This is a genomic window from Bacillus sp. FJAT-49736 (genome assembly GCF_018343615.1).
Taxonomy (GTDB): Bacteria; Bacillota; Bacilli; order Bacillales; family Bacillaceae_C; genus Margalitia.
In genome coordinates this window covers 1422877-1445543 of record NZ_JAGYPI010000001.1, presented here as the reverse complement: position 1 = coordinate 1445543, position 22667 = coordinate 1422877, and the positions used below count along the sequence as shown (strand labels likewise).

At 36.1% G+C, this 22667-nt stretch carries 21 protein-coding genes; 12 read left to right on the top strand and 9 right to left on the bottom strand.

Annotated elements, in window-relative coordinates; genetic code table 11:
• Positions 1–38 precede the first annotated feature (38 nt).
• On the top strand, positions 39–1283 hold the full coding sequence (gene odhB / locus KHA87_RS07530) for a 2-oxoglutarate dehydrogenase complex dihydrolipoyllysine-residue succinyltransferase (protein ID WP_213093466.1): 1245 nt from the start codon (positions 39–41) through the stop codon (positions 1281–1283).
• Between the two features lie 258 nt (positions 1284–1541).
• Complete coding sequence (locus tag KHA87_RS07525) at positions 1542–2345, top strand: DUF2935 domain-containing protein (RefSeq protein WP_213093465.1); 804 nt, start codon at positions 1542–1544, stop codon at positions 2343–2345.
• A 40-nt stretch (positions 2346–2385) separates the two neighbouring features.
• On the opposite strand, the gene sda is transcribed toward KHA87_RS07525, so the two are convergent.
• Positions 2386–2520, bottom strand: a complete 135-nt coding sequence (gene sda, locus KHA87_RS07520; RefSeq protein ID WP_213093464.1) for a sporulation histidine kinase inhibitor Sda — start codon at positions 2518–2520, stop codon at positions 2386–2388.
• 202 nt (positions 2521–2722) lie between these two features.
• Between sda and KHA87_RS07515 the strand changes: the two genes are divergently transcribed.
• Together KHA87_RS07515 and KHA87_RS07510 are read left to right on the top strand one after the other, a co-directional pair.
• Positions 2723–4354 (top strand): AMP-binding protein, encoded by a 1632-nt coding sequence (locus tag KHA87_RS07515; RefSeq protein WP_213094271.1) that lies wholly within the window; start codon positions 2723–2725, stop codon positions 4352–4354.
• Positions 4355–4451: 97 nt separating this feature from the next.
• Entirely contained in the window at positions 4452–5372 is a 921-nt protein-coding gene (locus tag KHA87_RS07510) for an LCP family protein (RefSeq protein ID WP_213093463.1), read from the top strand.
• A 238-nt stretch (positions 5373–5610) separates the two neighbouring features.
• Here the strand turns inward: KHA87_RS07510 and KHA87_RS07505 are convergent, their stop codons facing one another.
• Complete coding sequence (locus tag KHA87_RS07505; RefSeq protein ID WP_213093462.1) at positions 5611–7095, bottom strand: aldehyde dehydrogenase family protein; 1485 nt, start codon at positions 7093–7095, stop codon at positions 5611–5613.
• Positions 7096–7402: 307 nt separating this feature from the next.
• Here KHA87_RS07505 and KHA87_RS07500 point away from each other — a divergent pair.
• Positions 7403–8739 (top strand): IS3 family transposase gene (locus tag KHA87_RS07500; protein WP_213093067.1). Its coding sequence is split into 2 segments (ribosomal slippage): positions 7403–7790 and positions 7790–8739, totalling 1338 coding nucleotides; the frame shifts between segments, so codons are not numbered across the junction.
• 58 nt (positions 8740–8797) lie between these two features.
• Here KHA87_RS07500 and yidC read toward each other — a convergent pair.
• The gene (gene yidC / locus KHA87_RS07495; protein WP_213093461.1) at positions 8798–9586 is read right to left on the bottom strand and encodes a membrane protein insertase YidC; all 789 of its coding nucleotides are present in this window, start codon (positions 9584–9586) and stop codon (positions 8798–8800) included.
• Between the two features lie 541 nt (positions 9587–10127).
• Here yidC and KHA87_RS07490 point away from each other — a divergent pair.
• Both KHA87_RS07490 and KHA87_RS07485 read left to right on the top strand, forming a co-directional pair.
• A complete protein-coding gene (locus KHA87_RS07490) occupies positions 10128–11006 on the top strand; it encodes an ATP-binding protein (protein WP_213093460.1) in 879 nt (292 codons plus the stop codon).
• Positions 11007–11017: 11 nt separating this feature from the next.
• A complete protein-coding gene (locus KHA87_RS07485; RefSeq protein ID WP_213093459.1) occupies positions 11018–12931 on the top strand; it encodes a vWA domain-containing protein in 1914 nt (637 codons plus the stop codon).
• Between the two features lie 47 nt (positions 12932–12978).
• Here KHA87_RS07485 and KHA87_RS07480 read toward each other — a convergent pair whose 3' ends face one another.
• Positions 12979–13767, bottom strand: coding sequence for a glycoside hydrolase domain-containing protein (locus KHA87_RS07480; protein WP_213093458.1), 789 nt, complete (start codon positions 13765–13767; stop codon positions 12979–12981).
• 263 nt (positions 13768–14030) lie between these two features.
• On the opposite strand from KHA87_RS07480, the gene KHA87_RS07475 reads away from it, so the two are divergent.
• Entirely contained in the window at positions 14031–15188 is a 1158-nt protein-coding gene (locus tag KHA87_RS07475) for a D-alanyl-D-alanine carboxypeptidase family protein (RefSeq protein WP_213093457.1), read from the top strand.
• 42 nt (positions 15189–15230) lie between these two features.
• On the opposite strand, the gene KHA87_RS07470 is transcribed toward KHA87_RS07475, so the two are convergent.
• On the bottom strand, positions 15231–15938 hold the full coding sequence (locus tag KHA87_RS07470) for a Crp/Fnr family transcriptional regulator (RefSeq protein ID WP_213093456.1): 708 nt from the start codon (positions 15936–15938) through the stop codon (positions 15231–15233).
• Positions 15939–16259: 321 nt separating this feature from the next.
• On the opposite strand from KHA87_RS07470, the gene moaA reads away from it, so the two are divergent.
• From moaA to mobB, 3 genes are all read left to right on the top strand, one after another.
• Positions 16260–17261 (top strand): GTP 3',8-cyclase MoaA, encoded by a 1002-nt coding sequence (moaA, locus tag KHA87_RS07465; RefSeq protein ID WP_283249440.1) that lies wholly within the window; start codon positions 16260–16262, stop codon positions 17259–17261.
• A gap of 265 nt (positions 17262–17526) precedes the next feature.
• Positions 17527–18816 carry a molybdopterin molybdotransferase MoeA gene (locus KHA87_RS07460; protein WP_213093454.1) on the top strand — a complete coding sequence of 430 codons (1290 nt, stop codon included), beginning with the start codon at positions 17527–17529 and terminating at the stop codon, positions 18814–18816.
• The gene (mobB, locus tag KHA87_RS07455) at positions 18786–19310 is read left to right on the top strand and encodes a molybdopterin-guanine dinucleotide biosynthesis protein B (protein ID WP_213093453.1); all 525 of its coding nucleotides are present in this window, start codon (positions 18786–18788) and stop codon (positions 19308–19310) included. Before KHA87_RS07460 ends, mobB begins: the two co-directional genes overlap by 31 nt.
• Before the next feature lie 186 nt (positions 19311–19496).
• Here mobB and KHA87_RS07450 read toward each other — a convergent pair whose 3' ends face one another.
• Both KHA87_RS07450 and KHA87_RS07445 read right to left on the bottom strand, forming a co-directional pair.
• Positions 19497–19739, bottom strand: a complete 243-nt coding sequence (locus KHA87_RS07450; RefSeq protein WP_213093452.1) for a YkuS family protein — start codon at positions 19737–19739, stop codon at positions 19497–19499.
• A 72-nt stretch (positions 19740–19811) separates the two neighbouring features.
• Positions 19812–19940 (bottom strand): YuzL family protein, encoded by a 129-nt coding sequence (locus KHA87_RS07445; RefSeq protein ID WP_213093451.1) that lies wholly within the window; start codon positions 19938–19940, stop codon positions 19812–19814.
• A 174-nt stretch (positions 19941–20114) separates the two neighbouring features.
• Here KHA87_RS07445 and KHA87_RS07440 point away from each other — a divergent pair, with 174 nt between their 5' ends.
• Positions 20115–21341 (top strand): MFS transporter, encoded by a 1227-nt coding sequence (locus tag KHA87_RS07440; RefSeq protein ID WP_213093450.1) that lies wholly within the window; start codon positions 20115–20117, stop codon positions 21339–21341.
• 28 nt (positions 21342–21369) lie between these two features.
• Here KHA87_RS07440 and KHA87_RS07435 read toward each other — a convergent pair whose 3' ends face one another.
• Positions 21370–22260, bottom strand: coding sequence for a YitT family protein (locus KHA87_RS07435; RefSeq protein ID WP_213093449.1), 891 nt, complete (start codon positions 22258–22260; stop codon positions 21370–21372).
• A gap of 195 nt (positions 22261–22455) precedes the next feature.
• Entirely contained in the window at positions 22456–22605 is a 150-nt protein-coding gene (locus KHA87_RS07430; protein WP_213093448.1) for a hypothetical protein, read from the bottom strand.
• Positions 22606–22667: the final 62 nt, after the last annotated feature.

The following is a 22667-nucleotide window of genomic DNA, read 5'->3' as shown; positions in this document are numbered from 1 at the left end:
AAATCTATAGCAATGAATATTTAAGGGAGGACATCATCGTGGCTGAAATTAAAGTGCCTGAATTAGCTGAATCAATTACAGAAGGAACCATTGCTCAGTGGTTAAAAAAACCAGGAGAGTATGTTGAAAAAGGGGAATACATTGTTGAGCTTGAAACAGATAAAGTGAACGTGGAAGTAATCTCTGAAGAAGCTGGTGTTATTCAAGAATTAAAAGCTGAAGAGGGAGATACTGTTCAAGTTGGTCAAGTAATTGCCATTGTAAGTGCAGGAGGAGAAGCGCCTGCAAGTGCTCCAGCAGTAGAAGCAAAAGTGGAAGAACCAAAACAAGAAGCAGTTACACAAGCAGCTCAAGAAGAAGTATCTGAAGATAAGAAGGATCGTACTATTGCTTCTCCAGCAGCACGTAAACTAGCTCGTGAAAAAGGTATTGAATTAGGACAAGTTCCGACTGTAGATCCGCTAGGCCGTGTTCGCAAGCAAGATGTTGAGTCTTATAATAACCAACCAGCACAACCTGCAGCAGCAGCACCTGCTCCAGCAGCAAAGAGTGCACAAACAGCAGTAAGCCAAGAGGATGGCAAGCCTGTTGAACGAGTTCGCATGTCACGCCGCCGCCAGACTATTGCCAATCGTCTATTAGAAGTAAAACAAAATACGGCAATGCTTACTACATTTAATGAAATCGACATGACTGCCGTTATGGAGCTTCGTAAGCGTAAAAAAGACAAGTTCCAAGAGGAACATGATGGAACACGTCTAGGATTCATGTCATTCTTTACAAAAGCAGTAGTAGCAGGATTGAAAAAATATCCATATGTAAACTCTGAAATTCAAGGAAACGAACTACTTATCAAGAAATATTATGATATCGGTGTTGCTGTGTCTACGGAAGAAGGTCTTGTTGTTCCTGTAATACGTGATTGTGACCGTAAAAACTTCGCTGAAATCGAAGCAGATATTGCTGGTTTCGCGAAGAAAGCACGCGATAATAAACTTGGTTTAGCTGATTTACAAGGTGGCACATTTACTATTACAAACGGTGGGGTATTCGGATCACTATTCTCTACTCCAATTATTAATGGTACTCAAGTTGGTATCCTTGGTATGCATTCTATTGTAAAACGCCCTGTAGCAGTTGGTGATCAAGTAGAAATCCGTCCTATGATGTATGTGGCACTTTCTTATGACCACCGAGTTATTGACGGAAAGGATGCAGTTGGATTCCTTGCAACTGTTAAGAAATTACTTGAAAATCCAGAAGACTTATTACTAGAAGTATAATATTTTTAATATTTCCTATTAAGACAATCACTTTATGTGGTTGTCTTTTTTTTATAAAAGATTGTGTAAATCCTAAAAATCCTAAAAATAATGATGGTTTTAAAGCTTAAGTAGTATTGGTTTCCTGGAATCTTTTCTTGATAGTCAACTATGATCTAAATAAGATTTTCTACTCAAAAAGAAACATAGTGTAAAAAAGAGCCTTACATAAGACAAGGTAATAACGGAATAAACTTTAAAGGGAAAAGGAGGGAAGTTGTGAAAACATTTATACAGACAGCAAAGTTTGAACATGAGTTTTGGCTGCAAATTCTTGGCGATCATTCAAGATTCATTTTGGATTCTTTAAGTGTTTCAGAGGATAAATATATAAGGGAAGCAGATTATTTTAAACATGTATTTGACAGACTGCTGCAAAATGCTCGTTCACTCAATGATGAAAGCTCTTTAATCACACTAGCATCTGAGGCAGTTCCACAAGTGGAAAAATTAAAGCAGTTTAAATTATTGCTTATAGAAAGGCATCTAGTTGGAAAGGTTAAAATCCATTTATCACCAACTTTTTTAAGCCATATGGTGAATGAATTGGAGGAATATGAGCGTTTATTACAATATCTTCAAAAAGGTGAAAAGCCACCAATCTATCATGAGCTTCATCATCATTTATTATGGCTACAGGATGCATTCGGCCATGCCGGTGCTATTCATTCAGAAATGGATGCTACAGAGCATAAACTAAAGCTCGAAAGCAAAGAATTTGTAAAGCAATTTCAGCAATTTTATTTAAAGGCAGTAGTATTTACAGGATACTTGCGAACCAGTTTGGATACGTTTCCTGCATTAAAAAAAATGAATCAAGATGTTAAATTAGAAATGGAAATGTTCCAGATCTTTTTAAAAGAGATCTTTGAATTAGAAATTTCAAATCAGGTTCTTAGCACGTTTCCTGTTTTAATGGCTGATCATATGTTCCGTGAGGAATGCTATTATTTAATAAAGCTTGCTGAAACTGCAAATACCGAAATACCTAATTGCAATCCAGCAAAACCAAGAAGTGAATGAAAATATAAAGCGTGTGGCATTGCCACACGCTACTTTACTTTTATTTTATTGTAATTGGTTTTAAACCGCGCTTTTTTAACTCTGTTTTTAATAAATCAATCCACTCTTGATCTTGACCTTTCTTTTTAGCGTCACGATAGGCTGCCACCAACAATTCATTACTCATAATTTTCATGACAAAACCTCCTAGTGGAAATTATTTAATTTAATTCCTTTTATTTTATCTCTTTCATAGAGGTTTGAGAACCCCTTATTTTTAAAAATATAAATTTTCAGATATAGAATCAGTGTATATTTCTAAAATTCTGAAAAACGTGATAATATAAAAGTATAGTGATTTCAATTATTTAAAAGGAGGATCATGCTTTATGTCAAGCTTGCTGAATGTAACCATTGGAGAACTCCTTGAAGAAAAAGCAAAGCTTTATCCTAATCACGAGGCTGTTGTTTATGCGGATAGAAATTTAAGATGGAGCTACCGTGAATTTAATAATGTGTGCCGTCAGGCTGCTAGAGGGCTGATGAAACTCGGTTTAGAGAAGGGGGAACATATTGCCATTTGGGCAACAAACACTCCTGAGTGGTTAACTTGTCAATTTGCAACAGGAAAAATGGGAGCCGTATTAATTACGGTAAATACGAATTATCGTACTGCTGAATTAGAATACTTACTGCACCAATCTGATGCAAATACAATAATTTTGATGGAAAAATACCGTGATTCATCCTATATTGAAATACTATATGAAATTTGTCCAGAGCTTCACCATTGTGAACCTGGAAACTTAGTAAGTAAGCAACTTCCAAAGTTGAAAAATGTGATTGTGCTCGGTGAGAAGCGTTATCCAGGGACGTTTACATGGGCAGATATAGTGGAAATGGGCAATGATGTTTCAGAGGACGCACTAAATCAGCGTTTACATACACTTGAACCGGATGATGTCATCAACATGCAGTATACTTCAGGAACAACCGGCTTTCCGAAAGGTGTTATGTTAACCCACAATAATATAGTTAATAATGGATATAATATTGCAGGATGTATGCTTTTGACTAAGGATGACAGACTCTGTATCCCAGTTCCTTTTTTTCATTGCTTCGGGTGCGTTCTTGGCACAATGGCATGTGTATCTGTGGGTGCAACCATGGTTCCAGTCCAAGAGTTTAGTCCTATACAAGTATTGCAAACGGTCCAGGATGAAAAATGTACAGGATTGCATGGTGTTCCAACTATGTTCATTGCAGAATTAAACCATCCTGATTTTGATAAATTTGATCTGTCGCATTTACGGACGGGCATTATGGCGGGATCAAATTGTCCAATAGAAGTAATGAAAGACGTCATTCATCGTATGGGTGCTTCCGAAATTACCATTGCATATGGTCAAACGGAATCATCACCAGTAATCACACAAACAAGAACAAATGACCCAATAGAAATAAGAGTGGAAACAGTTGGTCGTCCTTTACCCAATGTCGAAGTGAAAATTGTAGAACCAGGGACAAACAAAGAAGTCCCAATTGGGGAACAAGGAGAGCTTTGTACTAGAGGCTATCACGTTATGAAAGGATATTATAAAAACGCTGCAGCTACAAATGAGGTTCTTGATGGAGAAGGCTGGCTTCATACTGGTGATTTAGCTGTGATGGATGCAAACGGATATTGTAGGATTACAGGGAGATTAAAAGATATGATTATTAGAGGGGGAGAAAATATTTATCCTCGCGAAATTGAAGAATTTCTTTATGGACATCCAATGATTTTAGATGTTCAAGTCGTAGGTATACCAGATGAAACATACGGGGAAGAGGTCATGGCATGGATTATTCCGAAGGAGGGTACTCAAATTACTGCGCAAGAAATAAGAGAATATTGCAGAGGGAAAATTTCAAAACATAAAATTCCTCGTTTTATAGAATTTACAGAAAGCTATCCGATGACTGCTTCAGGCAAAATTCAAAAGTTTAAATTAAGAGAAATGGCTACTGGTGCAGTGCAGCAAAAGTAATATTTATTTACCTAGCAAAGTTGTTGCTAGGTTTATTTTTTTATTAAATTTCTTCTATTTGTTCATACTAACATAAAAAGAGGTGAGGCAGCATTTTATGAAAAAAGTTATTATACTAAACCTCATTATTATTTCATTCCTTTTATTATCAGCATGCAATAACAGGATGCTGCATAAGAATGACACTAAGAACCCTGTTTCGATGGAAGAAAGCTTTAAAAAGAAATTGAATGAGCAGCCAATTAATTTTCTTTTATTAGGAATTGATACAAGAGAAGGGGAGAAATCCAGAACAGATTCCATCATTGTAAGTCAGTATGATTCACAAAACCGCTCGATAAAACTAGCCTCTATTATGCGCGATAGTCTCGTGAAGATACCTGGATATAACCGTGTGTATCATAAACTAAATCATGCCTATTATTTAGGTGGAGAAGAGTTATTAAAAAAGACGGTGGAGCAAAACTTTGGACTTAACATTGATTATATTATCACGATAGATTTTAAGGGATTTGTTAAGGTCGTGGATACAATTGCACCTGAAGGAATAAAGGTGAATTTAAATAAAACCATAATTGATGATATGGACTTAGATGTAACACCTGGTGAACATAAACTTCACGGAGAACAGCTATTGAAATACGTACGGTTTCGCCATGACGCAAGAAGTGATTTTGGAAGGGTGGAGAGACAGCAGGAAATACTATTAAAAATGAAGGATACATTTCAAAAGGAAATGAACTCGTTAGATGGATTTGCGAAAATTCCTTCATTATTAGATTCCTCTTTAAAATATGTTAATACTGACTTAAAAACAAATGAAGTATTAACATTGGCTTCGACCATTTTTTTGCAAAGAATAGATACCATTGATACAATACGCATTCCGGTTAAGCACGGCTTTACCAATCGCACTGTTCCATATGCAGGGGCAGTCCTACAGCTGGATTACAAAAAAAATATAAGAGCACTAAATCAATTTTTCAGTGAACCACAGCCGGTAAACGACCATCGCTAAAATAGAAAAGGGCCAATAATCTGGCCCTTTTCTTCGTTTTAATTCAGAAGTGTTTCTTCTCCGTCTAGCTTTAGCACCTATCGTTTCGCGTATTTCTAGGTATTCTCCCTACGATATGTCAACATCGACTCGTTCCTCGTCCTGCTTCCTTTATCTCAGTCGAAGACTACGAAAGTGAAAATCGGTACTTCAAATTTCACTCATCCGTACGCCGACAAGCAAAGCGCCTATGCTTTTATTATTTCATCGAAATCCAAACACTCTTTACTTCTGTATAGTTATTTAAAGCATAGGATCCCATTTCACGTCCAATGCCAGACTGTTTATAACCGCCAAATGGCGAAGCAGCATCAAATGCATTGTAGCAGTTTACCCAAACTGTACCCGCACGTAATTTGCTTGCAATATAATGAGCATTGGCAACATCGCGAGTCCAAACACCAGCTGCAAGGCCATAATCACTGTTATTAGCTCGATTAATAACTTCATCTAAATCATCAAATGGCATAGCAGAAATAACTGGTCCGAAAATTTCTTCCTTTGCAATAGTCATTTCATCATTGACATCCGCAAATATTGTTGGCTCTACAAAGTAGCCTTCTTCGCGAGGCTTTTTACCGCCTGCTAGGAGCTCAGCACCTTCATTTAATCCTTTTTCAATATAGCTTAACACTCTATTTTGCTGTTCAATAGATACAAGAGGTCCCATTTGTGTTCCGCTATCCAGTCCTGCTCCTTGCTTAATGGATTTTGCATGGCTAGCCATATCTGCAACCACATTATCAAAATGCTTCTTTTGGATAAATACGCGTGAACCGGCACAGCAAACTTGACCTTGATTGAACATAACACCATTAAGTGCACCAGGGATGGCTTTTGTTAAGTCCGCATCAGGAAGAATAATATTTGGTGATTTACCGCCAAGTTCAAGTGTAACACGTTTTAATGAACCAGAAGCACGAGCCATGATAAGCTTTCCAACTTCAGTTGATCCAGTAAAGGCAATTTTATTTACTAATGGATGATCTACAAGCGGTTGTCCTGCAGTTTCACCAAATCCTGGTATAATATTGATGACACCAGGAGGGAAACCTGCCTCATTAACAAGCTCAGCTAGGTATAGTGCAGAGAGAGGAGTTTGCTCTGCTGGTTTTAAAACGATTGTACAACCGGTGGCAAGAGCTGCTCCCATTTTCCACATTGCCATTAGGAGCGGGAAGTTCCACGGTATGATTTGTCCTACAACTCCTACTGCCTCGTGTCTTGTATAGTTAAAGAAAGGACCGCTTACAGGAATAGTTTGCCCAGTAATTTTTGTTGACCACCCTGCATAATAACGCATATGTTCGATTGCTAATGGAATATCAGCTCCGGATGTTTCCCTGATCGGCTTTCCATTATCTAATGTTTCTAACTGCGCGAGGGCATCTTTATGTTCCTCCATTAAATCAGCTAGCTTATACATTAATCTGCTTCTTGCTGAAGCACTCATTTTAGACCATTTACCTTCATCGAAGGCTTTTCTTGCTGCTTTTACGGCACGATCAATATCTTCAGGACCGCCTTCATAAACAGTTGCCAACGTTTCGCCTGTAGCAGGATTTGGTGTATCGAAAGTTTTACCGGTAGCACTTTCGACAAATTCTCCATTAATGAATAGTTTCTTTTTACCTTGTAAAAATTTCTCTACTCTTTCATCAAGACTTAATAAAGTTTGGCTCATAAAAAAATCCTCCTTCAGAATGGTTTATCTAAGGGGTTTGATCGTGCTGTATAAAGCTATTTTAGATAGCGCTTACATTTTAATCCTACTAATAAATGCTATTTATTTCAATCAAAATTTTTAAAAATTTTAGAATACTTTTCTTTGTTTTTTTCTTCTATTCGACAAAAGCCTTCGTATCATGATAAATAAAAAAAGTCTGCTCGATGATAAAATGTACCCTATAGAGTAGACACTTTAAAAAAAGAGTCTGCCCTATAGGGTACTTTTATGTATAATGAGGAAAAATGGGGATTGGGGATCAAATATGAGTAAAAAAACATTCACACAGGGAGAAATTTCGAAGTTATCAAATAATTTCTATGTAAAGTCAGTAAGCTCAAAAGGGATTACTTATAGAGATGAATTCAAACGTTATTTTATTGCCGAATATGAGAATGGTAAACTGCCTAAACAAATTTTTGAAGAATGTGGGTTTGACATAGAAATAATTGGAGAAAGAAGGGTTCGATCATCAACTAGTAGATGGTGTGCTGCTTATCGAAAGAATGGTATCACTGGTTTAACAGATACCCGAAAAGAGAATACTGGCAGACCTAGTGAACGTGAACTTAAATTAGAAGAAAGATATGCAAGGCTAGAAGCTCAAAATAATTTATTGAAAGCTGAAAATGAATTGTTAAAAAAGATAGAATTAGCCGAAAGGAGGCTAAAGGGGAAGAAATAAAACTTTCAGCTGAACAAAGGTACTTATTAATCCACTCCATAATTGAAAAGTATAAGCTTAAAAATAAGCTTCGTTATTTGTGTGACATCTCAGGCGTATCCCGTTCGGGATATTATAATTACTTTACTGTATCCTCACACAAGAATAGAGAAGAACGGGAAAAAAAGGACGAGAAGCTAAGAGACGTTATCATAAAGGCATATAAATTTAAGAATCGCAAAAAAGGGGCTCGCCAGATTAAAATGACATTGGCTGATCAATTTAAGGTTGTTTTCAATTTGAAACGTATACGGCGTATTATGAAGAAGTATGGTATAGTCTGCCCGATTAGAAAATCGAATCCTTATCGAAAAATGATGAAAGCAACGCAAGAACACAGGGTTCTGCCTAACTTGTTACAACGACAGTTTAAGCAAGGAACACCTGGAAAAGTCCTTCTTACTGACATTACCTATTTATTGTATGGACAAGGAAAGAAAGCCTATCTATCGACCATTAAAGACGGATCAACCAATGAAATCCTGGCTTACAATGTTTCTGATCGTATCACTTTAGATATAGCAATGGACACACTTTGTAAACTAAAGCAAAATCGAAAGGTTAAGTTAGCACCCGATGCTTTTATACACTCTGACCAAGGCGTTCACTATACCAGCCCCCTATATCAAAAAAGAGTGAGAAAATATAAGCTTGGACAGTCAATGTCAAGGAGAGGAAATTGTTGGGATAATGCCCCCCAGGAATCATTTTTTGGCCACTTTAAGGATGAAGCCTTTATCAAACCTTGTAACACACTTGAGGAACTGAAGAAAGAAATTAATTCTTATATGATTTATTATAACAACTTCAGATACCAATGGAATTTAAAGAAGATGACCCCTGTTCAATACAGGAATCATCTTCTTAAGATTGCTTAACTCTTTTTTAAAATGTCCTTTACAAAGGGTACACTTTAATGAAGAGCAGACTTTTTTCTTATTTTTGTGGTACTTTAGATTCTTTTTCTTTTTGTGAATTGTATATCCTTTTTGATAAATATGTTTGGCCTATTAGGAACGCGCCTCCGACTGCCCAATATAAAGGTAATGCGGCAGGAGCATTAAAAGATACGAATAAAATCATAATAGGGGAGATCAAACTCATGATTTTCATTTGCTTTTCTTGTTCCGGTGTCATACCGATAAGGGATACCTTAGCCTGAATGTAATAAATAATTCCGGCAATTACTGCTAATGGAATATCTCTTTCTCCGAGATTAAACCATAGGAAGGAGTGACTTGCAATATCTCCTGAACTACGAATAGCATAATAAAATCCCATTAAAATAGGCATTTGAATGATGAGCGGTAGACATCCCATATTCAATGGATTAACACCATGTTTTTGGTATAATCCCATCATTTCTTGCTGAAGCTTTGCTTGTTCTTCTTTTGTTTTTGCCTGCTTAATTTTTGACTGTAATTTAGTCATTTCAGGCTTTAGAACATCCATTTTTTCCTTCATGATTTGCTGTTTCTTGTAAGTGTTTAACATTAATGGCATTAAGACAAGCCTAATTAAGATAGTAATGATAATAATCGCAATTCCATAGTTATTTCCAAATAAATGTGCAGTAAAATGAATAACCTTTACAAATGGCTCCACGAAATAATCATGAAAGAACCCAGTTTGTTTCCCTGTCTTTGCAGTATTAGATGAAGAACATGCCGATAAGAGCATGGTTAGTCCAACTAAAAGTGCGGACATTTTTACATATTTTTTCATCAATTATCCTCCTAGAATTGTGTAGTTTTATGAATGACGGATAAATGATGGTCCGAATCATCCTTTGAGGATTCTTTACGTCTTACATATTTAATTATCCAGGTTACTAATAAATTTTGCAGTGTCTCACATTTTAAATCAAATGGTATATCTGACCGAACAGAAATTTCAGCAGGTCTTTCAGAAAAATACGAATAGGAATTAATCCGAAAGCGATTCCAAATATATGCCAGTCCAATAGATAAAATAAGACTGACGGAAAAGGAACATATGAAGGGGTCATATGTAAGATTTATTAAATATTCCATAAAATTCGTTCACTCACTTTAAAAGACTCATTAGATTCGAATTATACCGTAAAATCGCCATGATTACAATCATTTAATCAAAATGCTTTTTTGTTGCAAGTTTAATGGCACTATGAAGGTGAATTTGCGAAATATGTATTCATTATAAATTCTTCCGTTATATGATAAAATATAGGTTTATGAGAAAGAAATTTTTTAATAGATAAGTTAATGATTAGAAAGGAATAAATGACATGGATCAAATTATACATCAACTACCTAATGATATATCGGAAATATTAAAGCTTAGAAAACAACATTTTGCAACTGAACATGGAATGATTGGTGAGGGCGGCTATATTCCTGCAGATAATTCGATATTACTAGACACTATTATTGCTATATCTCTTGGAAAGAATGTATTGTTAAAGGGACCAACGGGTTCAGGGAAAACAAAACTGGCCGAAACTATTTCTTCCATATTCGGTCAGCCCATGCAGAGCATCAATTGTTCTGTAGATTTAGATGCCGAAGGGTTATTGGGTTTTAAAACCATTCATCATGATGGAGAAAAGAGCTTTATTGATTTTGTGCCAGGTCCAGTGATTAAGGCGATGACACAAGGACAACTATTATATATAGATGAGATTAATATGGCGAAGCCGGAAACATTGCCAATTTTAAATGGTGTTTTAGATTACAGAAGAATGCTTCATAATCCTTTTACTGGAGATACGGTGAAGGCATCCCGCCACTTTGGAGTCATTGCTGCTATTAATGAAGGTTACATTGGAACAGTCCCATTAAATGAAGCATTGAAAAATCGATTCGTCATTATTGATGTTCCCTATATTCAAGCAGATACCCTTAAAATGGTTTTACAAACGCAAAGCAAATTAACTAATACAGCTATAATTGATCAATTTGTCTCGTTATCCAGCGACTTAATTGCGCAAGCAAAAATGGGGCAAATATCAGAGGATGCTGCTTCGATTAGGGCATTAATCGACACATGTGATCTATCTGTATATATGCCGCCAATGAGAGCTATTCAACGGGGGATAATAGATAAATTAGAGGACGAAAGAGAAAAGGCAGCTATTCGTAATATCGCCGAAACGATATTCGGATAGGGGGGCATAATATGGAGCGTTTTATTCAATTTAATGATGAAAGAATTGATTCCATGCTTTTTATGGAATTAACCGATCTTACAAAAGCTTTAACAAGAGATAAAGAATATGAGCTGGAATTTGGTGTTCACTCCTATTTGGATCCTACTGAGAAGAAAGTTTTTGTGCGTCATTTTTGGAACCATCGCCCTGTAAGCATTATGAGGAATGGACTTAAGAGTGATGTGTTTTTACGTGCCATCGGAAACTATCACTTTACAGATTATGTTGAGACTGTACATTTTCTGCAAAGGTTATCCGAAATAAAATGGAAAGGCTTTGCTAAGCAGTTATTTATGCTGGCGGAAGACTTGCGTATCGAAGAGAAATGTAAGCATATAAGACCAGGGACGATAAGTGCTTTTCAGATAAGAAGAAAAATATATCGAGAATATTTCACGTCACAGCAAAACGTTAATTTAACAAAAAGTGTCTATTCGGATGCATTATTTAATACTATTTATTTGATGCTAACTGCAGAGACACCAATCTTCGAGCCGCCTACATTTAAAGAGGAAATTATGATGGTATTTCCATACCTTCAGAACGAAATAATGAAGCTTTTTGATGCAAAATCAACAAAGGATGTTACCATTTTTGCATTGAACTTGATGGAAGTACTGGATGAAGTTTTAGAACAGGATATGCTGAATGAATATTTTCATTTACCAGAAAAAATGTTACATGAATTAGAGGAAGGTCTTTCCTTTAAAGATCTAAAACGAAAGGATTCCTTGCAAAATGATGATCAATTAGACAAAAGCACAGGCGATGAAGAAATATTCGAAGAAGAGATGAAAACATGGCATCGGGAAACAAGTGATGTAAGTAATAGCTTCCTGCAATTTGATTTGGAGCAAGGGTCACGTACCAATTTGTTAGGTGAAGGTGCTCGTGAAAGTGAAACTGGTGATCAGGCATTAGGGATGGTCCAAGGTTCTTCCAAGAAAACAAATAGAAATGAATATTCTAAGTTGGAAGCTCTTCAACAAAAAAGAGACAAGGAAAGTGGAGGTGAGTGGGAATACGGTCATGAAAACCGTTATGCTCAGTCCATTTTTGTGGAACCTGCCAGCCCATCATATGCGGAAATGGAGGAATATGAAAAATTAAAAGGAAATATCAGCGGATATCAAATCAAGCTGAAGAAAATGATTGAAAAAATACTAGAGCATAAACGCACGCAGCCCCATACTGATATGCAGTATGGAAGACTTAGTAAGAAGCTCCTTCCATTTTTTACTGATAAAAATCCGCGATTGTTTTATAAGAAACAAGAGTATTCAAGAGAAATTGATGCGGTATTCACCTTATTGGTAGATTGCTCGGCGTCTATGGCAGATAAAATGTCGAAAACGAAGCTTGGTATAACCTTATTTCACGAAGCATTAAAATCAGTTAATGTAGTGCATGAGGTGGTTGGTTTTTGGGAGGATACTAGTGAAGCGACAAAATCCAAACAGCCAAATTATTTTAAGAACGTGATTGATTTTTATTCCTCTACAAATAAAAAGACCGGTCCAGAAATTATGCAATTGCAACCAGAAGAGGATAACCGAGACGGGTTTGCTATACGTCACATGACTAGAAAGCTAATGTGGAGAAATGAGAAGCAGAAATTTTTATTGATTTTTTCCGATGGGGAGCCAGCTGCTTTTGGCTATGAACAAAATGGAATAGTCGATACTCATGAGGCGGTTTTAGAAGCAAGGAAAAGAGGAATTGAGGTAATTAATATTTTCCTCTCCAATACTCCTGTAGAGGAAGGACAAAGAAATGTTCTCCATAATATTTACGGTAATTTTAGTATTATATTATCGGATGTAGGGGAATTGCCAAATGTTCTTTTTCCGTTGCTAAGAAAACTGCTCTTAAAAAGTATTTAGATCAAAAAAGGTGTACAGCATTAAATATTGCTCGTACACCTTCTCTTTTACTTCCATAAATACTTCAATATTTCTCCTTTAAATACATCGGTATCAATATTACATGTTTTTGCATCAATACCATATTGATAGCCGTATTTGAGAGCATCTTTAGGACCCGATGGATTAAATTTTGGAGCATCGGTTTTTTTGCTTACTCCTTTTTGTGGAGCGGCTGACCAAAGTATTGTATTTTCTTTGATGCTTTTATTATTTTTGGCTGCCTTATTAAACGCAGAGTATACGTTTTGATCAGGATCGAATACTCCATAAATGCCTGGATGATAGTCCGATTTATGGATGATTTCATACCATCCTTCTATAAATGCAGAATCTACTGGATATTTAGGTTCAATATCTGCAAAAATAGCTGTTCCATTCGGTGCTTTAATGTCCTTGGCAAATTGTATGGCCGCTTTTGCTTCCTGCTCACCGGCTTTCTTTGTAGTAGCATTATTAAAATGGTTGTAGATTAATAGAATTCTAACATTCTTATCATGTAAAAAATGTATTTCATCAGCTGTTAAGCCAGTAGAAACACCCTTGATTGTCTTCGTGTATCTTCCCCATATATCAGGCTTCCCAAAGTTTTTGTTTACACATTGATACAGTTTTTCCGTAACTTTATTTGCGGAATCAACCCCCCATAATACTTTCGATGTTTTTTCATTTTTTACAGGTGTTGTGGATGATTGGTGGATTTGGTGATAGATTATCGGGAAGATAACAAAAATCAACATAGCGCCAAGAACCCATAATAGTAGCCGCCAATTTACAGTATCTTTCCAGCTTGACAAAATTCCCCCCTCCTTTGCTTGTATATGTTATTCAGCATAGGAAAAAGTGGTGTCGGCTTAGGTAAGTATGTAATTGGAATAAAATCAGTGCTTAGAGGCAAAAGGATAGGAAAGATAATATTCTCACCTAAGAATGATTCGAGGTTCGTCGATTTAATTCGACATATTTTTCATTTATGTTACAATTTCCGAAAATAGATTTTAGAATATTTTTTCATTTGATAATATTATAAGGGAATCAATTTTAAGGAAAGAGGCTTTCAATGTTAAAGCGACTTTTACTAATTGTCATTATGATGGCATTTACTTTTTCATATATAGATATTGCAAATGCAAAGGAAAAAACAAATCTAAAAATCGCTAGTAAAGCTGCTGTCCTCGTTGATAGCAGCAGCGGGCAAATATTATATGGAAAGAATCCGGATAAAAAATTATATCCGGCCAGCTTGACCAAAATTGCTACAGCTATTTATGCAATAGAGAATGGTAATTTAGATGATATGGTGACTGTAAGTAAAGCTGCTGAGGAAACAGATGGGACAAGGGTATATTTACTTGAAGGAGAAAGGGTAACATTGAAGCATTTGGTGCAAGGCCTCCTCATAAATTCTGGAAATGACGCTGGGGTAGCTATTGCCGATTATTTGTGTGGAGATGTGCCAACTTTTGCGGAAAAGCTGAATGAATTTATGGTGGACAAGGTTGGCGTTTCAAATACCCATTTTGTTAATCCACATGGATTATTTGATAAAAATCATTATACTACTGCAAGTGACCTAGCTAAAATTACGGATTATGCTATAAAAAATCCTACATTTAGAGAAATATTCGGTACAAAGGAATTAAAATGGAATGGAAAGGGATGGCATACGACACTCATTACGCACCATCTAATGTTAAAAGGAGAAATTCCTTATCCAGGCATTACTGGAGGGAAAACAGGGTATGTGGATCAGTCGGGACAAACTTTAGCTACAACTGCGCAAAATAATAATATTCATCTGACTGTAATTACCATGGATGCTAAAACAAAAAAAGACGAATATCAGGATACAAAGCAGTTGCTGGATTATGGTTTTACTCATTTTAAAACATCCGAGTTACCAGAGGATACCATGTTCAAATATGGTAATAAAATCTTCAAAACTTCGGAAAAATTACTTTATACATCACCGCTCCATGCATCGGTTTCAGAAAGAATTTCAAAAAACGGAGTTTTAGAAATAGTGGATAAGTCTGGAGCGCTGTTAAAGTCATTTCAGCTTTCCGAGCAAAAGGTCATGGCAGCACAATCTGCTCCGAGTAAAAAGAAGACAGAGAAATCAAAACATAATCCTTGGATTCTAATGATGCCAATCATTTTAATTGGTTTTGGTGTCTTTTGGTCCGTTAAAAGAATAAAAAACAAGAAAAAAGGGTGATGCACCCTTTTTTTATTGAAATGGAAATTTATTGTGATTCTATTATTCGATGCTGCAATAGGTTATTGGACACTCTTCACAATGAATTGCGTCCTTTAGATATTGCAGATCATGTATCGTCATTTCTCCGTGATGAATGGAGATAATTCCATCTTTTTTCAATTCACTTAACATGCGGTTTATACTTTCGCGGGCAGTGCCGCAAAAGTTTGCCAGATCTTGATTCGTAATATGAATGTCAATTAAAATTCCGTTCTTTTTTTCAATGCCATAACTATTGGTCATTCTTATTAATGTTGAATAAAGGGCACCTTTTTTCCCGTTCAAAAGCAAATCACGAAATTTCGTTTGCGTTCGTCTGTATTGGTCGCTCATCCATTTCATGAATTCTAAAGCAAGTGCACCGTCTTTAAAGATTTCATTTTCCACAATTTCTTTGCGAATAAGTGCTACCTGGCAGTCTTCCAGTACTTTAGCAGTAAGGATATATTTTGGAGAATAGGAGAAAAGAATTCCTTCTCCAATAATGTCGTTATGGGAACAAATTCTAAAGGTTAGTTCTTGGCCATCTGGAGTTATTTTACTAATCTGTACTTTTCCGTTTAAAATAATAAAAATCCCTTCACCTTCTATACCTTCCTGAAAGATATAGGCACCTTTTTTGGCGGTAATGATTCTTTCTGTAAATTTTAATAGTTCTTTTATTTGAATAGAATGTGTAGGCTTTAAGGGCTGTACATTAGTGATCATGACGTCACCTTCTTTAGTAAAAATGAAAAACGTACTATGCATTATTCCTCATTATAAAGGATAACAATGCCAATAAGGATAACAAAATTTGTCCAAAATAATAACTTGTGAAGGTAATCACATCAGTTTGTTCAAAAATAGTTGTGAGATGGTATTAAAACATAATAACTGGTTTGTTGAGATAAAATTATTTAATATATTATTAATGAAAGTCGCAAATGAAGCTGTTTAGATAAAGCAAAAAAATTAGCATTTGCCAATGGAGAAAACATAGGTTAAACATAGAGAAGAAATTGTAGAGGGGATGGTATTTTGAATTCAATGATAACGGATCAACATAAACGGCCTTTGCATGATTTGCGTATTTCTGTTACCGATCGCTGTAATTTCCGATGTCAATACTGCATGCCAAAAGAAATATTTGGTCCGGATTATCCATTCCTGCCTAAGGATGCAGTTTTATCATTCGAAGAAATAGAAAGAGTTGCACGTATTTTTACAGAGTTAGGGGTAAAGAAGCTTCGGATAACAGGAGGAGAGCCGTTAATACGGAAAGGTCTACCGGAATTGATTCAAAGGCTTGTGGAAATGGATGGTATTAAAGACATGGGGCTAACAACAAATGGTGTCTTATTGTCTAAGCAGGCAGAAGCTTTATATGCTGCTGGACTTCGGAGGTTGAATATTAGCCTTGATGCACTAAATGATGACATTTTTACAGTTATCAATGGCAGTGGAGTCTCTTCCAAAACGGTGCTTGCAGGAATAGAGAAAGCCGTTGAGACAGGCTTTTTGATAAAAGTAAATATGGTCGTTCAAAAAGGGGTCAATGAACATGAGATTATTCCGATGGCAGATTTTTTTCGGGAAAAAGGAATTACGTTACGGTTTATCGAATTTATGGATGTAGGCAATTCGAATGGGTGGAATATGGAGAAAGTGATCACTAAAAAAGAAATGTATAAAATGTTGTCTGATCATTTTGAACTGGAACCTGTGGATGCTGCCTATTTTGGTGAAGTGGCAAAACGGTATCGTTACAAAAACACCTCGTCAGAAATTGGATTTATCACCTCTGTTTCCGAATCCTTTTGCTCCAGCTGTACGCGTGCAAGAATATCAGCAGATGGAAGACTTTATACTTGTCTATTTGCTGGCAGCGGCTATGATTTGCGAAAGCTTTTGCGTAGTGGTGCGTCAGATGAAGAGATTCAGTCAGAAATAATAGCTTTATGGAATAACCGGTACGATAGATATTCTGATGAACGCACTCAAAATAAGGCAATGAAGAAAAAAATTGAAATGTCTTATATAGGTGGCTAGTAAAGGTTATTTTTAAAGGCTCTTTTCCTAAACTTTGTTGCTTTTGGCGCTAAAAACCTAATATCCATCCTAACTCACGTTAAGAATGAATGATCATCTATAGAAAAGATGTCCTTTAGAATGGAGAACAATAGACAAACCGTAACAATTTATTCAAAAACAACCTTTCAAAAGTGGTATTGAATAATACTGCTTTTTTTGTTGGAATGTACGCATTAAAAAAAGGAATGGAAATCCAGGGCATTATTTAAGAGGGGGTATTAGAATGGTTGAACGGAGAAAACCAATCTGGGTTGCGGATGCAATAGAAAAAGTGATGGCATGGAAAAGGCGCGGAAATGTAGAATGGATTTCTATTGATGAATGTGATGGCAGATTTTTAGCAAAGCCATTAACAGCAGATCATGATGTTCCTCCATTTGACCGGTCTCCATATGACGGCTTTGCTATTCGTTCTCAGGATACCGTGCATGCATCGAGGGAAAATCCAATAGTATTTGAAGTAGTGGATGAAATAGGGGCAGGGCAGGTAAGTACGAAACATTTGCAAGCATTTCAAGCGATTCGGATTATGACCGGGGCGGATATTCCGATGGGGGCTGATTCCGTTATTATGCTAGAGCTCGTAAAGGAGGAAAAGAAAGAGAACAAACAAACTATTACTATAAAAAGAAAGGTGAAACATGGGGAAAATATTTCATTTCAAGGTGAAGATGCGAAAAAAGGAGATATTCTAATTGAAGCGGGTACGGTTATTAATCCGGGCGTAAAAGCGCTTTTGGCGACATTTGGATACCATCAAGTGCCAGTTTCCAAGAAACCAATAATCGGAGTAATAGCAACCGGAAGCGAGCTATTAAAAGTAAATGAACCATTGGAACCAGGTAAAATACGAAACAGTAATGGTTATATGATAGAATCACAAATTTTTCGTGCAGGTGCGGTTTCTAGAAAATTTGAAAATTGTGCAGACGATGTGGAGTCATTGCTAGAAGCTGTAAAATTGGCTATGAAGGAATGTGATATTATCATTACAACTGGCGGTGTCTCGGTTGGCGATTTTGATCACCTTCCAGAAATATACAAACAAATTGGCGCCAATGTCTTATTTAATAAAATTGCGATGCGGCCAGGTAGTGTAACTACGGTTGCCACAAAGGAAGGTAAGCTTTTCTATGGATTATCGGGTAATCCCTCGGCTTGCTATGTTGGGTTTGAATTATTTGTTCGTCCCATTGTTCGATACTGGATGCATTCTGATAAGCCTCATTTAAGGAAAGCAAGCGCCATTTTAAAGGCTGATTTTCCAAAGCCAAATCCGTTTAATCGATTTGTTCGAAGCAAGTTGGAATATGAGAATGGCCAGGTTTTTGTCCAGCCTGTCGGTTTGGATAAATCCAATGTAGTTACATCCGTTGCATGGGCTGATTGTTTAATGGTATTGCCAGGTGGTACTAGAGGATATAAAACAGGGGATTTCCTAGATATTTTATTGTTAGAGGATCAAATAGGAAGTGGTGAACCATGGAAAGAGGAACGCAAATCTTCCAAATAGTTGGTTTTAAAAACAGCGGGAAGACGACATTAATAGAGAGGATTATACAATATGGAAATTCATATGGAATGCAGTCAGGCACGATAAAGCATCATGGCCATGGCGGGGGTCCGAATGTTCCAATTAGTGACAAGGATACTGATAAGCATCTTAAGAGTGGTGCATTATATACAGCTGTCGAAGGAGATGGGAGTCTTTTAATCCAAAATCACTCTAAAGACTGGTCATTAAATGAAATCATTGAAATGTATAATCATCTCTCCTTAGATTTAATCCTAATAGAAGGGTATAAGCACGGTTCTTTCCCAAAAGCTGTATTAATACGAAAAAAGGAGGATTTAGGTATTTTAGAGGAGCTTTCAAATATTCAAGCTGTTCTTACTTGGTTTCCCTTAAACGAAGACATAAAGTTTCCCGTTTTTTCAGTTAATGAACCAGCTTTATTTATTGACTGGCTTTTCCAATTTCTATTTGGCCATGAACATCATTTGTAGAAGACAAAAAAACCCATTATCTAATAATGGATAATGGGGTTATATGGTTAAATTGTTGGTTCCGATAGGCGGCGTTATAAAACATTTCAAAAATACAGAATTTCATATAGTTATGATATACAAAAGCCAAAATTGTTTAGGAAAAGAAAAAAAGACTAAAGAATTGAATCTTTAGTCCCCATATTTCTATTGAATTCTGCTTTCAACTTCACGGCAAACTTCATCTGCCGATAAGCCTCTTGCATCGATTACTGAGCCTTGGATAACCACGGTTTGAATGCCCATTACATTTTCATCTCCGCCAGTGACAACACAGCAATCACAGCCCTTTGCGTCTTGTTCATTTTTTAATTCAACCACTTCATATCCTTTTTCGCGAAGCACCTGTGATACATTTGATAATGATTGTTCTACGCCGATTTTCGCCATATTCCAACACCTCCTCTTAACCATTTAGCTTACCTTATAGTTGGAAAAATATTCATTCACCTGTATAGGAAGTTATCTTCCATGTTTTTTCCTTGAAGCATCAGCCTTCATAGAGCCGGTCTCCATATTTGTTGTTCCTTGTCCTTTAACCTCTGGTGAACTTAAGCCTGCCTTGGAAGGATCCTTCTTTCGATTCGCCATACTTTCACCTCCACTATCATTTTTCCAATAGATAGTGCTAAGTATGTATTATGGTTGAAATAGAAAATTTTTATTTTTTATTAGCAAAAACAGTGTATAATCATTTTATCGATTTTATTTAGATACTCTAAATGAATGCGAAAACGACAAACTACAGGAAAGAGAGAGACGAAAATGGCGGTTGCTGCAAAACAAAAACAAAATAATCTTCAGCTTGCCACAATTTATGGGATATTAGCGGCAATTAGTGCTGGTCATTTTTTTAATGATTCCATACAAGCTATTGTTCCAGCAATGAGTCCTATTTTAAAAAATGCACTGAATTTAAGCTATACGCAAATAGGATGGATTGCCTTTGTTGTAAACATGACATCATCTGTCATGCAACCAGTTTTTGGCTATTATGCGGATAAACGTTCCACTCCATTTTTATTGCCGCTCGGAATGTTTATGAGTTTGCTTGGTTTAATAGGTTTTGGATTATCACCGAATTTCTATGTGATTTTATGTTCTGTATTTTTCATTGGAATCGGCTCTGCTGTTTTCCATCCAGAAGGGTCACGAGTTGCGTACATGGCTGCAGGCAGTAAACGCGGATTAGCACAATCTATATACCAAGTAGGGGGAAACTTCGGACAGTCACTGGCACCGGTTTTTACTTACTACATTTTTGAACCGTTTGGACAAAAAAGTGCTGTAACATTTGCTGGAGTAGCCTTAGTTGGAATAATTCTTCTAAGCTTTGTATCGAATTGGTATAAAAAGCAAATATCCATTGGTATTAAAGCATCTAAGAAGAAAGTAACGCATCTCGTTAAAAAGCCAGTTAATTCAAAAATAAAAGCCGCAATGGTATTATTAGTTTTTATTGTTTTTGCTAGATCATGGTATTCTGCTGGTATTTCGAATTTTTATCAATTTTATTTGATAGATGATTATGGATTGTCCATCAAACAAGCACAAATTTATATTTTTATTTTTATGATAGCAGGGGTTATCGGTACTTTTTTAGGAGGACCGTTAGCTGACCGATTTGGGAAACGAAATATTATTTTGTTCTCATTAGTTGGAGCAACTCCTTTGACTATTATTCTTCCTTATGTGCCATTATTTTTAGTTATTCCGTTATTTTTTCTAATTGGTTTTATTGTAACATCCAGCTTTAGTGTAACCGTAGTTTATGCACAAGAACTAATGCCACAAAAAATAGGGATGGTATCTGGTTTAATTGTTGGATTTGCCTTCGGTATGGGTGCAATTGGTGCCGTCCTATATGGAGCTTTGGCGGATATTTTCAGTATTAAATTTATTATGATTTTCTGCAGTTTATTGCCAATACTAGGTCTTTTAACCTTATTTTTACCTAGTGACGAAAAGGTTAGGGAGCTTAATGCAGAATAAAAAAAGAATCCATATTTGGATTCTTTTTTTAATGTATATCCTTTTTCTTAAATCGGCCGCCGCGAACCTCAGAAATATTCCCAACTGCAAGGAATGCTTGCGGGTCATACTCCTCCACAATGGCTTTTAACTTTGCTTCTTCCAATCTAGTAATGACACAAAAAATAACTTTTTTATCAGCACCAGTAAATGCCCCTTCACCATTTAAATAGGTCACACCCCTACCGAGACGTGCCAGAATGGCTTCGCCGATATCATCGGGATAGTCGCTGATAATCCATGCAGATTTAGATTCATCCAGTCCTTGGATTACGATATCGATTGCTTTTGATGCAATAAAATAGGCGATAAGTGAATACATTGCACGATTCCAGCCGAATACAAATCCGGCAAAGGTGAAAATGATTATGTTAAAAAACATGATGACTTCACCTACACTGAAAGGTAACTTCTTATTTAATAATATCGATAGAAGTTCCGTTCCATCTAAGGAACCGCCAAACCGAATAACCAATCCAACCCCGATTCCAAGAATGATTCCACCAAAAATTGTCGCGAGAAAAAGCTCTTCTGTAAAAACCGGGATATCATGTAAAAAATAGGTAGTTAATGACATGACAGCAATTCCGTATAAAGTGGATAAAGCAAAGGTTTTACCGATTTGTTTATAACCAATAAAGAAAAATGGAATATTTAAGATGAAAATAAATAAACCAAGCTGAAGATTTGTAAAGTGGGAAAGGATGATGGAAATACCTGTTAGGCCACCGTCCAATATGGAATTGGGTACGAGGAATAATTCTAAGGCAACCCCCATAATAATCGATCCTAAAGTAATGAAAAAAATCCTTTTCAGTAAAGCAAGTCGTGATAATCTCTTGTGCTTATTGAGTCCAAGTAATTGTTTTGTAGCTAACATCGATTCTCTCCCTTCAAAATAAGTTTTTATGATAAAGTTTTTCATTGACAAAATTTTTAATAAGGAAAAACTTTGATAGAGGAAAAGGCGGTGAATAGTTGAGATTTTATCTTTAATTATTACTCTATTAATATTATATGTTAAAGAAAAGAGTATTAGAAATATATTGCTCATGAAGATAAAAGGGGTTTCCCTTTATGGGATATGGGCGATGAAAATACGCTGTTTTTTCTCCATTACATCCTTGAGTGCATCAGCACGATGGTTTCCCTGCCTTTTCGTTTCCTTTCGAATATTATGAAGGAATTGATAAGGTTTTCCTTGGCAATGTGTAATTGCTTTCAATTCTTTTTCCTATTTTGAGGTTAGGGAAGGGGATTTTCATTCTTTGTTAACAAGATCACTCC

What these genes read in the sequence shown, in the direction of transcription:
- sda (WP_213093464.1), bottom strand. Translation starts at nt 2,520, where the DNA reads ATGAAAATTATGAGTAATGAATTGTTGGTGGCAGCCTATCGTGACGCT.
- KHA87_RS07510 (WP_213093463.1), top strand. Translation starts at nt 4,452, where the DNA reads ATGAAAAAAGTTATTATACTAAACCTCATTATTATTTCATTCCTTTTA.
- KHA87_RS07505 (WP_213093462.1), bottom strand. Translation starts at nt 7,095, where the DNA reads ATGAGCCAAACTTTATTAAGTCTTGATGAAAGAGTAGAGAAATTTTTA.
- yidC (WP_213093461.1), bottom strand. Translation starts at nt 9,586, where the DNA reads ATGAAAAAATATGTAAAAATGTCCGCACTTTTAGTTGGACTAACCATG.
- KHA87_RS07490 (WP_213093460.1), top strand. Translation starts at nt 10,128, where the DNA reads ATGGATCAAATTATACATCAACTACCTAATGATATATCGGAAATATTA.
- KHA87_RS07485 (WP_213093459.1), top strand. Translation starts at nt 11,018, where the DNA reads ATGGAGCGTTTTATTCAATTTAATGATGAAAGAATTGATTCCATGCTT.
- KHA87_RS07475 (WP_213093457.1), top strand. Translation starts at nt 14,031, where the DNA reads ATGTTAAAGCGACTTTTACTAATTGTCATTATGATGGCATTTACTTTT.
- KHA87_RS07470 (WP_213093456.1), bottom strand. Translation starts at nt 15,938, where the DNA reads ATGATCACTAATGTACAGCCCTTAAAGCCTACACATTCTATTCAAATA.
- moaA (WP_283249440.1), top strand. Translation starts at nt 16,260, where the DNA reads ATGATAACGGATCAACATAAACGGCCTTTGCATGATTTGCGTATTTCT.
- KHA87_RS07460 (WP_213093454.1), top strand. Translation starts at nt 17,527, where the DNA reads ATGGTTGAACGGAGAAAACCAATCTGGGTTGCGGATGCAATAGAAAAA.
- mobB (WP_213093453.1), top strand. Translation starts at nt 18,786, where the DNA reads ATGGAAAGAGGAACGCAAATCTTCCAAATAGTTGGTTTTAAAAACAGC.
- KHA87_RS07450 (WP_213093452.1), bottom strand. Translation starts at nt 19,739, where the DNA reads ATGGCGAAAATCGGCGTAGAACAATCATTATCAAATGTATCACAGGTG.
- KHA87_RS07445 (WP_213093451.1), bottom strand. Translation starts at nt 19,940, where the DNA reads ATGGCGAATCGAAAGAAGGATCCTTCCAAGGCAGGCTTAAGTTCACCA.
- KHA87_RS07440 (WP_213093450.1), top strand. Translation starts at nt 20,115, where the DNA reads ATGGCGGTTGCTGCAAAACAAAAACAAAATAATCTTCAGCTTGCCACA.
- KHA87_RS07435 (WP_213093449.1), bottom strand. Translation starts at nt 22,260, where the DNA reads ATGTTAGCTACAAAACAATTACTTGGACTCAATAAGCACAAGAGATTA.